This is a genomic window from Paenibacillus sp. OSY-SE, assembly GCF_000283315.1.
In the GTDB taxonomy this organism is placed as follows: domain Bacteria; phylum Bacillota; class Bacilli; order Paenibacillales; family Paenibacillaceae; genus Paenibacillus_B; species Paenibacillus_B profundus.
Genome location: NZ_ALKF01000170.1, coordinates 1 through 15695, shown reverse-complemented (window position 1 = coordinate 15695; position 15695 = coordinate 1). Strand labels below are relative to the sequence as shown.

Sequence of the window (15695 nt, the reverse complement as noted above, 5' to 3'; positions counted from 1 at the left end):
CATACATGCTTACCTATTGCAGACGAACACGGTTTCCGTCTTGTAAAGGCTCACTGCTTTCCAGAATAATCAGGTCGTCCTCATAGACGCTATCCGATTGAATCATCGTGTCTTTGTCATTCGTTTCCTTGGAATGAATTCGGACTTTACGCGCAACAAAGACATTGCCTAATGGGCCCCTCTGCTCTTCCATTTTATAAACAAACATGCCTTCACGCTCCTGATGAATCGCCGCATTGGAAATGATCAATCCGTCTTGGCGCGAGCGTTTCTCGAGTGTAATCAACGCCTGCTCACCCCCTTTCAGTTCGGAATCAACCACCTTTACGCGAAGAACCTTTTGCGGGATCGTTATGGTCTTGCCCGCCTCTTCACTGGATGAGCTCTCGGCACGCGGCACTGCATCCGCCAATTCATCAATCGTGCCGTCGATGATACGGGTCTGTTGCTCTAGGACCGTATGCACTTCGACCTCTATCTTCTCTCCGATCGATATCCCGATATCGGACAGCAGCGTTGAATCCGTGGAAATATCAAATTGATAACCCAGGCTGCCATTCGAGATAAAAACGTCCGGTTCTCCCGGTGATGTTAACCCCTCAACGGCATTCAATTTCGTAATAATGCCATCGAACGGAGCCGTCATTTCCTTTTGGCTTGCCAGGCGGTCTCTCAATTCATTAATTTTACGGTTCTGCACCCCTAGAACAAGTTTGCGCGTTTCAATATCGCGCCTTACATTCCGTACTTTGAATTCGTCCCCTTCCGTAGCCGACTGGATGAACTGATCTTGAATATTTTGCAGCTCGATTTTCTGCTTTTCCAAATTGGTTATTTCATCTTGCAATTCTCGTTCGGCTGTTTTGCTATCATAGATGACTAGCTTTTGCCCCTTCTTCACACGTTCTCCTTCTTTCACGAGAATCTGTTTAACCTTCCAGCCGGCAGGGTTCGATAGTTTCGCTTCGGCGAGCGGCCGCAGTATCCCGCTGCCTTCGAGCGTATATACAAGACTTCCGGCAGCCAGCTTTTCCGTTCTCACTTTCGGCAATGTCAGCGACTGCAGCGTGTTGCTGAAAAACGTAAAAAACACTAACACCACCACAAACACAATGAATACGGCTTGAATGTTTCGTTTGCGCCTGCGATCAACCGACTCTTTTTCTAACACCATATCCCGTCTTTCTCCTCCTAAGCGTTTTGCTTAAGCAAAACTTGCATCGTAAGCATCAGCACCGCAAAGCTACCCCTTGATGCCAGACAGTTGAATACCTTCAATGAAATACGTTTCCGCATACAGAAACAGCAGCACCATCGGAGTCATGTAGAGTATGGATGCGGCGAAAGCAACCCCCTGCTCGCCTTCGTTAATCCTGGATAAATAAACGGATAGCGGCTGCTTGAACGGATCATCCAGAAAAATAAGCGGCTGCTCCACCATGTTCCAATAATCGACGAACAAGAGGATCACAAGCGCGGAAAGACCCGGTTTGATCATGGGAATGATTATCGTATGGAAAATCCGCAAGTGACCGGCACCGTCGATCTTAGCCGCTTCGATATAGGCATACGGAATGTGCAGCATGAACTGGCGAAGCATGAACACGCCGAAAGCCGCGAAAATGCCAGGCCATATAATGGCATGCGAACTGTGCAGCAGTCCCAGCTTATCGGCCATTATGTAGTTCGGCACGAGTGTCACTTGGAAAGGCATGAGCATCGACAAGAGATAGACAAGGAACAGCGCATCACGGCCGCGAAAATTCAGCTTGGAGAGAGCATACGCAGCAAGCGCTGCTACAACGGTCTGCCCTGCGATAATCGGCACCACCATAAAGACCGAATTCCAAAACATCATCAGAAATTTCGGGCTGTTCACCAACACCTTGCCATACTGCTCCAAGGACACTTGATCCGGCAGCCATTTTACATTCACAAAAGGAGTTGCTTTCCCTGCATCCGCTTCGTACATCTGCCCTATGGGCCCATAATTGATTCCAATTTCCTGTTCTGTCATGAGCGAATTTGTGAATGTAATCACAATAGGGAATAATAACAATGCCGCAATGGCGCCCGTGACGACCGTTAATCCACTTTTTTGCAATATTTTCACGACTGGCAACAGGCCTTCCCTCCCCCTTATTCCATGAACTGCCGATACCGGCGTTCAAGCGCGAACAAGCCCATGACGATCAACAGAATACAGCCGACCATCAAGGTCGCCGCCGCAGTCAGCTTCTGAATGTCTAACGACGCGAACATATTATTCATATAGTGCTGCAGCATGTATATGCTGTCATGCGGATAATCGCCTGCGATCAAATACGTTTCCCGAAATACTTTGAACGAGTTCATGATCGACATGATGACGACAAAGAACATCGTGGACGTGAGGTAGACAAGCGTAATGCTGCTGAACTGCCGCAAGCGCCCGGCCCCTTCAAGTTGGGCGGTTTCGTAATAATCCTTCGGAATTTGCTGCAGTCCCGCCAAAAATAAAATCACGTTATAGCCAATGTTCTTCCATAAATAAACGACAATCACCACATTTCGGGCCGCATCGGTCTTCATCCAATCCACACGTTCGAATCCGAAGCCGCTCAGCCAAGCGTTCAGGGAGCCGTTCCAATCGAACAGCATCTGCCAGATCATAATAATCGAAGCGACTGGAACGACAAGCGGCAGCACATATGCCGTCCGCAACCATGTTCGAAGATATACATTTTTATTCAACAGCATCGCCACACCTAGCGACAGCGCAAGCATAACCGGAACACTGACCGCGCTGAAATAGAACGTATTGGATGCCGCCTTGCGGAAGGAATCGCTCGCCAGCAGCTCGCGGTAATTATCCAATCCAACAAAATGGCCGTCTACCGCACGGTCCATAAAAGAGTAGAACACGCCCACGGCAAACGGAATCAGGTAGAACAGCGCAAATCCTGCACCGCTCGGCGCGAGAAATATCCATGCCGCCGCTGCATCCTTGCGTAACCATCTTTTTATTTTTGTCTTCATCATGAAGCCATGCCAAAAACCCCACTTCTTCATTCTCAGGTTCCTCCTGCCCTTCATGCATTTTAGAATAGGGCAGACTGTTTAAAAAAGAAGTAGGGTAAATATAAAATTTTTCTTAAATGAACGGCGACAATCGTTAACCGAGGCCTTCGAATGAGAGTTATTGCGGTAAACGGACTTCAAAGAGCGTACGAGTTACACTGCTTTGGACCGAAATGGTGCCTTGATGCTGCACCACAATATTTTTCGCAATGAACAAGCCAAGGCCAGTACTCCCTTCTTGATGAGTTCGCGCTTGATCACCGGTATAAAACATATCGAATACATTCGGCAGCTCTTCCGGGGGAATGCAATCCCCATAATTTACAATTTGAATGACTGCATCTTCTGCATCTAGATAGCCGTGAATATCTATAAACTCGCCTTCGCTTCCATAACGAACGGCGTTAGTCATCAGATTTTCGAATACGCGTGCCAGCAGTTCCCCGTCACCCGATATATTCAAATGCGGAATGACCTGCAATCTGGCCATTAGCTGGTTTTTCTCAAAGATAGGTAATAATTCTTCACATAATTGGTTGAGAAGCTCACTTAGATCGATCGGTTTTTTCTCTATGGTAAGCCTGCCGTAGTTCATTCTCGTGATCTCGAACAGCTCTTCAATAAGCCTTTCTAGACGTTTAGACTTGGTAAAAGCAATACTCGTATAATGTTGGATCTGTTCTGCAGTCAATTGATCGTCCTGAAGAATAAAATCCAAATAACCTAACACAGAAGTCAGCGGCGTACGCAAATCATGAGCCAAATTCATGACCAACTGATCCTTGCTGTTTTCCGCAAAATCTCCTTTCTCCAAAGCTTGCTGCAATTTTTCACTTGCCAGATTAATGTCTCTCGCAATATCCCCGAACTCATCTTTGGATGGAATATCGATTCGACTGTTGAAGTCGCCATTCGCAAGCTGATTAATTCCGTTGGAAATTTGATCAAAATAAGCCGCATACCGTTTGGTGAGAAGAAAGAAAAACAAAATCGAGAGAGGAATAAAAATAAGCAAAAAGAAGTTAATATCCCCAATTTCTCTCATAAAATAACGAACTCTAGTTAATGGATTCTCGAACCTAGTCGTATAATAATAGAGTTGGAGAGCTTTATAGAGCAGATACGTAATCGTGCCGGAAAAAAGCATGCTCAAACCAAATAGCAGAATCATTTTAGACCGAAAGCTTCGGATCATGTTAGCCATTGAATGTATATCCCACTCCCCAGACGGTTTTGATCAGTTTGTTTTTATGCATGTCTTCGCCAAGTTTCTTGCGCAAGGTACGAATATGCACCATGACCGTATTGCCTCCTTCATAGTATGCCTCGCCCCACACCTGATGAAAAATATTTTCCGAGCTGTAGACTTTCTTTGGATAGCTGGCCAGCAGATACAAAATATCAAACTCTTTCGGAGTTAGTTCAATAGGCTTGCCATAAATGGATACGGTGCGCTGTTCGGGATTGATGACCAATCCGCCCGCCTCCAATACAGGTGTGTTCGCTGGCGCCGATTGATTGAACTGCATGGAACGCCTCAACTGAGCATTTACACGGGCAACCAGTTCCATCGGGTTGAACGGTTTGGTCACATAATCATCTGCTCCTCTGACCAGTCCTGCAATCTTATCGAGGTCGGTCGCTTTGGCGCTTAAAAAAATGATTGGCATATGATGCTGCTCTCGAATTTGCCTTGTTACCTCATAACCATCCATCTTCGGCATCATAATATCTAGAATCGCCAAATCAATGGGATGCGTCTTAACCGCAGATATCGCTTCCTGCCCATCCGATACTTTCATGCAGCGGTAACCCTCTTTTTCTAGATGCAGCTCGATCAGATCGGCAATCTCCGCCTCATCATCAGCGATCAGAATCGTGATAGACTTCATTCTTTCCACTCCCTGTATATAGTTAACATTACCTACGATTGTATCAGATTTATTCCCGATTCGTTACAGTATCAGCGTCAGGTTATGATTTCACTTAACGTGCCCGGATCGGCGACGCGACCCGGCCTTAGATAGCTCCTATCTTAGGCCGGGTCGTGTGTTTGTCTGAATAACTTTTGCTTTTACATCTGACACTCAGGACGCGATGTCAGGTGTATTCATTTCATCTAAAATTTCACCAATCGTATATTTTGCATTAGCGGCAACCTCGACATTTTCATCGTGATAAGTGATCAGTGCTTTCCATAATGCCCAACCTCTTGCTCTGTCAATTGTGCCTTTATCTGTGCCGAGTGTTTGAAAGAATACGTTTCTGGTGTCCTTGTCAAAGAAAGTCCACGCCATAGCATAGTCACAGGACGGGTCACCCACACCCATAATTCCAAAATCAATTACAGCGCAAAGCGCTCCGTTTTTAACAAGCAGATTACCGGGTGCAACATCGCCGTGTATCCAAACATTTTTTGATGTCCATTTTGACTGAATGCCTTGCTCCCAGACAGCTTTTAATGTATCGGTGAGCAACTCGTCTTTCAGCTTTTCAAATGCTTTCTCTGTTTCGTCATGATAAACAAATAAGTCACCGCCACGATAAAAGTTATGTTTTCCTGCAAGCGGCGCATCTGTGGTATCAATCGTTTGCAACTCTTTTAGAAACAACGCTAAATCACAGGCGAATTTGTTTACATCGGAAATATTGCTGTGGCTTGCTGTATCGCCATCAATCCAACGGTTTACGGACCACGGAAATGGGTAATCGACACTTGGCTCTCCCTTTGCAATAGGTGATGATATGGGCAGAGAAAGACAAGGCTTTAATTTGGGCAGCCACATAAGTTCCTTTTCAACTTGTGCCACATAATCCTCACCACTTGGAAGTCGAACAGTCATTTCATCGCCCACATGAAAGGTTCTGTTGTCGTGTCCGCTTTTGGCAACAGGCTTTATCGGTAAATTCGCCCACTGGGGAAATTGCTCTTTAATTAGCTTTTCTACTAAGTTTGTATTTATATCAATCATTTTTTATCCTTTTCATTTTTAATTATGACAAAATGTTCTTGGAATGTCTCCCGAACCCTTGATACAAAAAGTGCGGTAAGAATCGTCCACTTCACTTCTATTAGTTAATGTCCTATAATTTTCAAGCCTGTATTAAATAAATAACGTCTCATTCTCATTAATGGATCCCTGCGTATATAGACAATAAAATCTTTATTAGAAGTATGATATACCAAATTTCCAGGCCCAGCTTGAAAAAACTCTCTATTAGCTTCTTGGTCTGAAATAGAGCGAATCGGTGCTACTTCATCTATTATCTTTTTATTGCCTTCCTCTTGATAATCAAGGATGGAAACCAGAACAAATTGGTCGGGGAACAGTTCTCTTACTTCTTGCCATCTCATCCCTTCTTCCTCCTTTAAATCAACATGATCTGTCCAATATTGATCTTATCATATTTACAGCTTTCTTTATGATCAGGAAACATCCTAACATGGTGTGAGCCGTATTGTAATCTCCACATATTAACGAACAATTTTCATATTTACTCAAATGTTCTTTTGCTCTGATGATCGTTTTTGAAGACATGTCAATTCCTGTGAATATTTTGCACCCAATCTTTAATACTTTAAGAGCCAGTCTGCCTGTACCAGCTCCAATTTCCAAAGCATTACTATTATGATTAATGTTAAGTTGACCGATAAATAAGTCTCCATCCCACTTGTCCATATAGTTTTGCAGTATCTCAGGGTCATTAACAGGATCATTATTTTCATCAATCAACAAATCATAATGCTCAGATACTGATATTGTCCCCATTTCTTTTCACCTCACATCATATAAATAACCCTATTTTCCAACAACATTTTATTTGTTAGTCACAGCGTACCGCTATGACAATATACGTCCTACTACTTAAAAAACACGATCCTTCACTGTAAGAAAGATATACACGGTCACTCCCAACGTCAAAAATGAAATGCAAAACCAACACCAGGAGGCTGGGGGCGAGGGACGCCTTTGTGGAGAAGCTGTGTCGCCTAACGTTTCGTGTATTCACGAACCCGAGAACCTAAAGAGATCCAAAGGGCCCGGCCGCGACGCGGTTAGGTTCCCAGATGTATCGTATGAAACCGCCTCCTGAAATACATCTGACGACCGAGGTTTGCGCTAGCGAACCGATACGTTAATACGTTGTTATACGTAGTTGCGAAGCAGGTCTTCTTGAGGAGCTGCGCACACGAATAGAAGCGTATGTGCACCTTTACAATACCTAGCGTTATCAATGGACATTGAAAAAGATGACCCCTGACGAATTCGAATTCAGGAGCCATCTTCTAACTGCATAGAGTATTCTTTTTTAACTGTTCACATTACACTAAAAATTCCTAATTCTAAGCTCTAAATAAATCAAGTCTCTAGTTAAACCATTTAACTCATTACAGATGACTTCCACCAGTTACGTCCATATTATGACCAGTAATAAAACTCGCTTTGTCACTCGCTAAAAACGAAACAACATTTGCAATTTCTTCTGGTTGACCCTCTCTTTTTAAAGCACTCATATTCTTTGCATTTTCTTGACCTTCTTCAGTATGCAGCCAGTTAGCAGTTGAATCCGTATCAATGATTCCAGGCATTACGGAATTGATCGTAATTCCTTTTTCACCCAATTCCTTTGCCAGTGTAAATGTCATTGTATTAATTGCGCCTTTTGTCATACTGTATACCATCATATGAGGAAATGCGATACGTGTCACACCTGATGATAGATTTATTATCCTGCCATTGGATTCTAAAAGTCCGATTAGAGATTGTGTAATAAAATATGGTGCTTTAACATTTGCATTGAATAGCCGATCGAACTCATCATAGTCCACTTCTCCAAATCCATTTGATGTAGCATGTCCAGCATTATGAACGATTGTATGCAGTGATACATTATTATCTTGGATTATCAATTTTTTAGTTTTCTCAATAAATTCTTTAATTCCTTCACTGGAATTGAAGTCACCCTGAATTAACTGTGCTTGTCTGCCAATTGATTCAATTTCCTCTTTGAGCTGATTGGCTTTTTCAATATTTTGATTATAATGTAATAATAAATTGAACCCATCATTTGCAAGTTGGATTGCGATTGCCTTTCCTATCCCTCTAGAAGCTCCTGTTACCAATGCGTAATTATTGTTCTTCATGTGTTAACCCCTCCTTTAAAGAGAGTCTAAAGGTTAACCTAAGGGTAAGGTCAACTACTTAACACTTAGAAGGAAAAATAAATTCCGAAAGGCGCTTGGAGGAATACAGATAATCATCCGGGGTTAATATACGTTCATAAATATATGGTTCGGATAATTCTAATTCGTTATTTTTCATTATTTCATTTATCTTTAATACCGACTCTTCTTGATAAGGATCAATTTCACAGAAAAACTTTTGCGTTTGAAAACCAAAATATCTTGTCACTCCCGATTGATTCAATTCCTGATTTTCTAATGGCAGGGCGATACTAACAGGGTGAATTTTATTATCAGTCATTTTATATTTGATGATTTTTTCATTTTTTTTAACATTAAGTTCATTAATCAATTCCTCTGAATTATTCAGCGCTACACATATATTTTCATTTGGTAATAATTCATATTCATATACGATCAATGATTCTAGATACTCTTCATTGACTTCATTATTTAAAATCGCAATCGCATGATTCAGCTCTTTCAATTTATTTATTGCTTGATTTGCCTCTTTTATCTTATTCATTTCCAGTTGAAGCTTTTCTTCTATCAAGTTATTTATTTCATCATCTGATAACTTTCTATGAATGATTTTACTGATGTCATTTAAGGTGAATCCTGCTTGTTTCAACAAATTTATTCGTTTAGCAGTTAGTAACTGATTCTTATCATAATATCGATAATCATTATCTGGATGAATAAACACAGGGTTCAAAATATTATGTTCATCATAAATATACAAAGCTTTTCGTGATAAGCCAGTTAACTTGCTAAACTCTTTTATCAGAAGCAAATTATTATTCACTGATAAATCACCTACTATCAATTCTATTTAAACTTATAATATACATTACAGGATTTAAGTTCAATTTATAAAACGTGGATCTCCCACTTGAAGAGACGTCTGAATAGATACCGTATATATTCTGAAACGCTTCCCGTTCCTCTTCCTTCTTTGATTTTCTTCTTTATTTGATTAAGCCGTTTCCGTATAGACAAAAAAATCACCTTTTAAGATAACGATATCCTAAAGGTAATTTTCTCACAATTTTTTGTTCACTTTGGAAGGCTCTGTATGTCCTAAAAAATAGGAAGATAGATTGGAGAGTTTACACAGAAGAGTTTACAGACTCTATTGCGATACTCTCCCGAGTTTCTAACTCTGTAATAAACTGTTGCACTTTTTGTTCAATGGTCATTTCGTTCATTTCGTTCCCTCCAAGTCTTTTGATCTATCACAAATCACTTTAGAACACGATGTGCGCTTTATACTTAAAAATTACGCGAACGCCCTATCCGAATCCCCTCTTGATGGCTTATTGCTACCATACCAGCTTGGCTGCTGACAGAAATTGAATTATAGATCACACCATAGGAATACCACCAGGAATATGGAGTCCATTTACGAACCAGCTCTCCAGTGCTGTATTTTCGAAGCTCTGCAGTAGACGTGCTGCTCACCCATAGTTCATCGTGAGCTTCATCCACAGAAAATTCCTTCACGACATAGGGACTGACAATAAACAAGACCTCTTCCTTCGGGTCACCTATTTTCCATCTGGTAATGATCACAGGTTTATAATGGGCATATTTAGCGGCAATAATGTAATCTTTGGAGTCCACATAAAGAGCACAAGTAACATAATTATGCTCAAAGGCAACCGAATGACTCCAGCCTTCACCTAGGAGATCGACCACCGTTAGTTTAGCGTTTTTAGAGGCATATACCAGTTTGTCACTATGCACGGTAAATGCTAAGGTTTGAGTCATGCCTACACAATCTGCAAGCCCTAGCCAGACGAAATCATCGCGTTCTAATATTGTTTTCCGGCATTGTATATCCCACACAACGACTTCTTTACCAAACATTCCAACTGCAATCAACCGCTCATCCGGACTAAACATAATAGCCCCAATTTTTCGTTCTTTATAGCTATGCTCCAATACAACCTCTCCAGTGCTGAAGTCGATCACGTAAAAGGTACCGTAATACAAAGGAATTGGATAGCCGTCATCCCCTTGCGGGTCATAATCCTTAGCAGTAGGAACAATAACCATATATTTTCCAGACGCACTAAACTGCACATATGTATATTCATGATAATAAGCGTTTCGCTCTAATTGCTCCCAATCAAGTCCCGGGTGCAAATGCTCTGCATGCAACTTAAGCTTCTGTACATCATATACTTTCACAATGCCTACACCTAATCCCACTAACAAAAAATGACCATCAGGACTAAACACAAGACTCATATTGGTGGCCTTCTCCTCTTGAAAAAGAGAGACACTATCGGAAAAAGCAGCGATTTCATCCCCATCGGCAGTTCTGGACAATTTTAACCATCCATCCATATACATTACAGCAGTTAAAGAGCCATCTGGACTTAAAGAGGTAGCTCCGACCCATTGCTCACCACGAGCCAGCTCCACAAATAAAGGACGCTTCCCCTTCTTACCCTCCAATAATACGGACTGTGGATTTTCGTATTCTTCTATACTGTCGTTAAGTTCTTGCAATTTACGAATCCAAAAAGGCTCCTTCGTCTCCATTCCCTCTGCCAGCTTGGCTTTTGCATCCACAAAATTACCATCCTGAATATTAGCCAATGCCATATAATAGGTTATTTTAAACTTATGCTCGGGCTTCAATTGCTCCCGTTCCCGCAATGGCCCCAATGTTCGCATGACTTGTTCGGTATTGCCATGAGGCTGAAATAGCAGCAAACTTCCCTCTACCAGCTGAAGTAACACAGACGAAGAATAGATACATCCAAAACGTTTGGTTCCCTCAGTATGCATTTTTTTGTATAAATCCAATTGTGTTTTTTCTACATCCTGCACCTGTCCAATGTAAAGAAGGGCTTCCATATATAGAAAAAATGCCTGCATATGCATCAGCCAGCTTTGCTGTGATGAGGATGACAGCCAATCCTTTTCAGCATATTTTGCAAATATCCTCACTGTATCATGAAATGAACCGGTTGCATTATAATTTAAAGCTTCATCACAATCCTGATTAAGCATTGCTTGGGATAGCGCAAATTTAAATTTGTCCTCGCGTGTGTTAAAGGCCACCCCCTGCGGATGATCAATCAAAGCCAGCGGGTTTACCTCAACCTCCCTGCCCGCTTTTTCATGATAATCCGCAAAAAGCTTGATACTATCTACAGGACTGCTTGAAGCAGAGTAGAGCAGCATTTCCTGTAACTGACTGATAAGCTTACTTTGAGATTGTGGAGAAAAAATAACAGCGTTTCCAGTTAGAACGCTTTGTACCTCATATTGATCAGCCAAATCCGTGACTGTCCAGTCTGGCCAGCACTTTTTCACATGCGTAATGATGTCAGAATCATCACCTGCATACCATATATCCAAGCTTCTACGTCTCGTATCCAAATGAAATCCCTGATCCGGGAAGTCCTCACTCCATTCCGCCACACGAAGCTCTGGCTGCCCCGATGCCGGGCTTATAGCCTGAATAAATGAGGATGGACCTGCTAATAAATATTCATCAAATGTTCCGCTTAGCGGGAATATCCGCAATTCCCCATTTGGAAATACGATGCTGGCAATTATTCGAATGAATCCATCTTTGGGCTCTGGTTCGATTAATGATATTAATTCCGTAGTATATTCAAGCGATCTGACGTGCTCCAGCGGATAATGTAAATACATTGCCATATCAACAATTCCCGCCTTGGCCCATCTTAGTTCCCAACCACTCCATAAAGGCTGCATTAATGCAAACAATTGCCGCCTAAGCGGAATATCATACATGATATCCTCTCCGCCATACCAGAGTAATACCTGATGGTCCATATCCATAATTACTCCGCCTTCTGCCCATCTGTCATCAAGCCATCCCTCTGCAGGCTGCTGTCCCTCAATAAAAGAAAGGGTTTCTTCCGGTCCCCAGAATAAATCCCTTGGTAACGTATTGGCACACCAATGACTATAGTACAACTCATAACTTCCATTTCTAACTAGAATCAAATTCGCTCGCTGACCCACACTTTCCCCTCCTATGATTCGAAACTTTCATCCATATATCTTGTTCATTTTTCAACTCCCTCAAAATGCACGGTTCGATTAGCATACGCCTCTATGATTTCAAGAAACCTCTGTTTACCCACATCCAAGTGTCCCCCACCCTTGAGTCCAATGTTGATCTCGTTACCCCGATAATAAATGAGCCGTTCTCCTTCATATTCCAAATCAAGATAGGTCATAACCGCATCCGCAGTCTGGCTCAGTCCAATAAACCAGCGGTGAATCGAGACGGAATCCCGAAATGAGCAATAATATAATCATCTTTATTTTCACCGTGCTCCTCTACGTATTTCCATAACGCAGCACGATTTTTATCCTTCATCACCACAACAAACTGAAAGTCCAATCCCATCGCCAGTACTCCAATCGTTATGTAGAATTTTAATGGTCGTTACCCCGTAAGGCATCAGCATAATTTAATATAGATTCCTGCTCCAGCAATGCAATCAACAGCATCGTCTGTTCTTCCCACGCCTCTGCCTGATTCTCATCACGCAGCAGTTCAATGAACGGTTCATACAAGCATGGATACTTCATCGCAACAGGGTGCTTCCGATCCAGCAATACCGCCCATTGAAGATAGCTGTCACAAATCCAGTGAGCAAGGGTGCCTTGTACTCTGCGTAATTCAGGGCAAGCTGCAAAAAGCTTGAATACAAGCTGCTGTTCATCAACGGACCGAAATGCAAACTCGGAAGGATCGATCCCGATTTTACGTTCTATGCGAGCAAACGCCACATTCCACATCTCATCGCTTACACGGGACTGAGCGACGTTCTTCTCTGCCCATTTGATCCGTTGAATTTGAGCTATCGCGTGCTCCCAATTCCGCTGTTCCCAAGCTTCAGTGGCCCTCCGATAGATGTCAATGGGCTCTTTGCCAATGAGTAGCTGCCAACTGTGCTGATGGAATGCCCCGCCGCCCACCTCAATAAAACCATGCTCCTTGAGAATATAACCTCCTAGACAATACAACAGCAACAGCGGTTCATATACGCGATAAGCTTGAGAAGCAGCTTCATTTCCTTGCTGCGCACACTTCATATAAAAAAACGCCAACTTGCTAATGGATCGTACATAGGAATGCCTCATTCTTTTTATTACGAAATAATCATTTTCTATATCAAACTCTTCCGGAGCTCTTGCTACATGATAAGGGTAAAAAAATAATGGGTTTACTTTTACCGGTTGCCCTTCCACCACTAAAGACATACGCCGTAAATATTCTTGGTATAACAATCGATCCAGGTTATGTTCTGCCGGTGTTCTTCTATTTCTGTCGTCCGGATGCTTCATATCAGCTAAATAAGAGATTAGCTTTAATATCATTTCATCCCCGCTCTGCCTAGCAAACTCAATCAGGGAAGGATCATAATCATCTATAGGGAGTACAAGATTTGGAAGCTTCAGCAAAAACTCTTCCACGTGATTTTTGACGTGAATATCCTTTTGCCCCGATAGATACAAAGGCACCTCCTTGATTTCCTTCACCTGTTGAATAGTAACTCTGGAATAATTGCAGGTTCTGTATAATCGCTGATTGAAGCAATAGATTTCCTTCGTATTCTCCATTTCAACGGTTTCTTTCTCCGGGTCATAAAAGCAGGAAAAAGGGAATCCCTGGAGTGACAAATTGCTGGAAAGACCATGCTGCTGCAAAACAGCAGCATCCGCAGCATACGCTTTAGCTGCAAAACGTGATCCCGTAACACGATGAATAGATACAAATAATTTGCCATCGTGACTTTGCCACCACGTGGAATCTTCCTGACTTGCCTCTAACAGAGGGATAGGTTTCTGCTCCGCATTGGAGAGCCATGCAGTAACATCGGACTCATAAAGTTCTCTCACCACCCATTGTTTTTGCTTCTGCAATAAACGGTAATAAATCGCATGCTTCTCCAACAATTCCTGTATATTGTTCACGAAAGGATAAGGGTTCTCTGAGTTTAGATAATACAATTTTCCGGCACGGTCCATATAACCGCTTTTATGGACGCCTTCATAGATAAAATGGAGACATTCCACCATATATTGGTCCTTATATTTGAAGACCTTGGGCATGCCGCAGCCCGTTGCAGGATGCCTCATTACATCTAATGTGCAACTGTGGTTCAGCTTTCCTCCAAAGGAATAGTTAATCCCTCCATACTTCTCCTGAAAATCCAGTAAAGCCTGGAAGACAGGAATCCCATTCTGCTTGAGCCATTCTTTTACTATTTCTTTGTCTGTGATCGTTGTTCTTCTATCACATTGCTGAATGAATTCATTCGCTTGCATGGATAATTGGTTTACCTTCATATCGCTGTATTCCCCCTGCTGCTTCTATTAAATATCCCAGCTTGTTTTTACATCGAACTGAACTGAGCTGAGCTTTGGTACACATTGTTCAAACTAAGCTATTTATTGCAGACCCAAATCAATGTTACACTGGAAGCATACAGCATCGACATAGACAGAGATTGGAGCAGAGACCTGACATGAGTTATAACGTTGTATTTTTTGACATCGACGGCACACTGGTTAATGATGAGAAACGAGTGCCGCAAGACACAATCGAGGCGATCGCTGAGCTTAAAGAAAACGGGATTGAACCTGTGATCGCAACGGGACGTGCCCCTTACTTCTTTAAGCCGCTTGCCGAGCTGCTTCATATTGAATCTTTTGTTAGCTTAAATGGAGCCTATGTAGTTTATAAGGGGGAACCTCTATATCAACGCCCTCTTCCGCGCGGCAGTGTAGAGAAGCTTGTTGAATATGCAAGTCGCAACCATCATCCCCTTGTGTTTGAAGGCAATGAGCAGTTTTATGCTAATTCCAAAGCTCATCCATTTGTAGTGGAATCTATAGATTCCCTTCGAGTTGAGCAGCCTGGATTTGATCCTGAGTTCTGGAGTAAAACAGATATCTATCAAGCGTTCCTCCATTGCGAAGCGCAAGATGAGCATTTGTATGACCATGTGTTCGACGACCTTCGATTGATACGCTGGCATCCAAAAGCGATGGACGTAACGATAAAAGGCGGCTCCAAAGCCATCGGAATAGAAGCCATGTTGCGACGATTGAACCTGACTCCAGAGAATGCCGTCGCATTTGGCGACGGACTCAATGACATGGAGATGCTCCAGCAAGTGGGGCTTGGAATCGCGATGGGCAACTCTCATCCACAACTGTTGCCTTATGCTGATTACATCACCTCTTCTGTAGATGAGGGCGGAATCCGCCAAGGGCTTCGGCATGCTGGATTAATTTCATAAGTTTATATGGCAAAAGGGGGTTAGCGGGCTATTGTCCGTTTGACCCCCTTTGTGCGCGGTATGCTTGCTTCTTCGTCGAGATGCTACGATTTTATCGGCTTTATCCGTGCTCAACTTTATACCCGCTTCAACCTTTATTTCCA

Annotated in this window: 14 protein-coding genes; 1 reads left to right on the top strand and 13 read right to left on the bottom strand. The window is 42.5% G+C overall.

Features of this window, described 5'->3' with window-relative positions:
- Positions 1–13: 13 nt before the first annotated feature.
- The 13 genes from A372_RS0110250 to A372_RS0110180 all read right to left on the bottom strand — a co-directional run bounded on the left by A372_RS0110250 (position 14) and on the right by A372_RS0110180 (position 14575).
- Positions 14–1174, bottom strand: a complete 1161-nt coding sequence (locus A372_RS0110250; RefSeq protein WP_019420752.1) for an efflux RND transporter periplasmic adaptor subunit — start codon at positions 1172–1174, stop codon at positions 14–16.
- Between the two features lie 69 nt (positions 1175–1243).
- Positions 1244–2122: a carbohydrate ABC transporter permease gene (locus tag A372_RS0110245; protein WP_019420751.1), complete on the bottom strand. Its 879-nt coding sequence runs from the start codon at positions 2120–2122 to the stop codon at positions 1244–1246.
- Between the two features lie 17 nt (positions 2123–2139).
- Positions 2140–3021: a carbohydrate ABC transporter permease gene (locus A372_RS0110240; RefSeq protein WP_026010987.1), complete on the bottom strand. Its 882-nt coding sequence runs from the start codon at positions 3019–3021 to the stop codon at positions 2140–2142.
- Positions 3022–3178: 157 nt separating this feature from the next.
- Positions 3179–4264, bottom strand: a complete 1086-nt coding sequence (locus A372_RS0110235; protein ID WP_019420749.1) for a sensor histidine kinase — start codon at positions 4262–4264, stop codon at positions 3179–3181.
- Entirely contained in the window at positions 4257–4952 is a 696-nt protein-coding gene (locus A372_RS0110230) for a response regulator transcription factor (RefSeq protein ID WP_019420748.1), read from the bottom strand. The genes A372_RS0110235 and A372_RS0110230 overlap by 8 nt, the downstream gene beginning before the upstream one ends.
- 195 nt (positions 4953–5147) lie before the next feature.
- Positions 5148–6032 carry an aminoglycoside phosphotransferase family protein gene (locus A372_RS0110225; RefSeq protein ID WP_019420747.1) on the bottom strand — a complete coding sequence of 295 codons (885 nt, stop codon included), beginning with the start codon at positions 6030–6032 and terminating at the stop codon, positions 5148–5150.
- Between the two features lie 104 nt (positions 6033–6136).
- A complete protein-coding gene (locus A372_RS0110220) occupies positions 6137–6415 on the bottom strand; it encodes a hypothetical protein (protein ID WP_019420746.1) in 279 nt (92 codons plus the stop codon).
- Positions 6416–6434: 19 nt separating this feature from the next.
- Positions 6435–6830, bottom strand: a complete 396-nt coding sequence (locus A372_RS33715) for a class I SAM-dependent methyltransferase (protein WP_019420745.1) — start codon at positions 6828–6830, stop codon at positions 6435–6437.
- 620 nt (positions 6831–7450) lie between these two features.
- Positions 7451–8206 (bottom strand): SDR family NAD(P)-dependent oxidoreductase, encoded by a 756-nt coding sequence (locus A372_RS0110210; protein WP_019420744.1) that lies wholly within the window; start codon positions 8204–8206, stop codon positions 7451–7453.
- 58 nt (positions 8207–8264) lie between these two features.
- A complete protein-coding gene (locus A372_RS0110205; protein ID WP_019420743.1) occupies positions 8265–9050 on the bottom strand; it encodes a MerR family transcriptional regulator in 786 nt (261 codons plus the stop codon).
- A 467-nt stretch (positions 9051–9517) separates the two neighbouring features.
- A complete protein-coding gene (locus tag A372_RS0110195) occupies positions 9518–12256 on the bottom strand; it encodes a WD40 repeat domain-containing protein (protein ID WP_019420741.1) in 2739 nt (912 codons plus the stop codon).
- Between the two features lie 238 nt (positions 12257–12494).
- The gene (locus A372_RS37305) at positions 12495–12647 is read right to left on the bottom strand and encodes a hypothetical protein (RefSeq protein ID WP_019420739.1); all 153 of its coding nucleotides are present in this window, start codon (positions 12645–12647) and stop codon (positions 12495–12497) included.
- Between the two features lie 29 nt (positions 12648–12676).
- Positions 12677–14575 carry a hypothetical protein gene (locus A372_RS0110180; protein ID WP_157259505.1) on the bottom strand — a complete coding sequence of 633 codons (1899 nt, stop codon included), beginning with the start codon at positions 14573–14575 and terminating at the stop codon, positions 12677–12679.
- Between the two features lie 200 nt (positions 14576–14775).
- On the opposite strand from A372_RS0110180, the gene A372_RS0110175 reads away from it, so the two are divergent.
- On the top strand, positions 14776–15552 hold the full coding sequence (locus A372_RS0110175) for a Cof-type HAD-IIB family hydrolase (RefSeq protein ID WP_019420737.1): 777 nt from the start codon (positions 14776–14778) through the stop codon (positions 15550–15552).
- Positions 15553–15695: the final 143 nt, after the last annotated feature.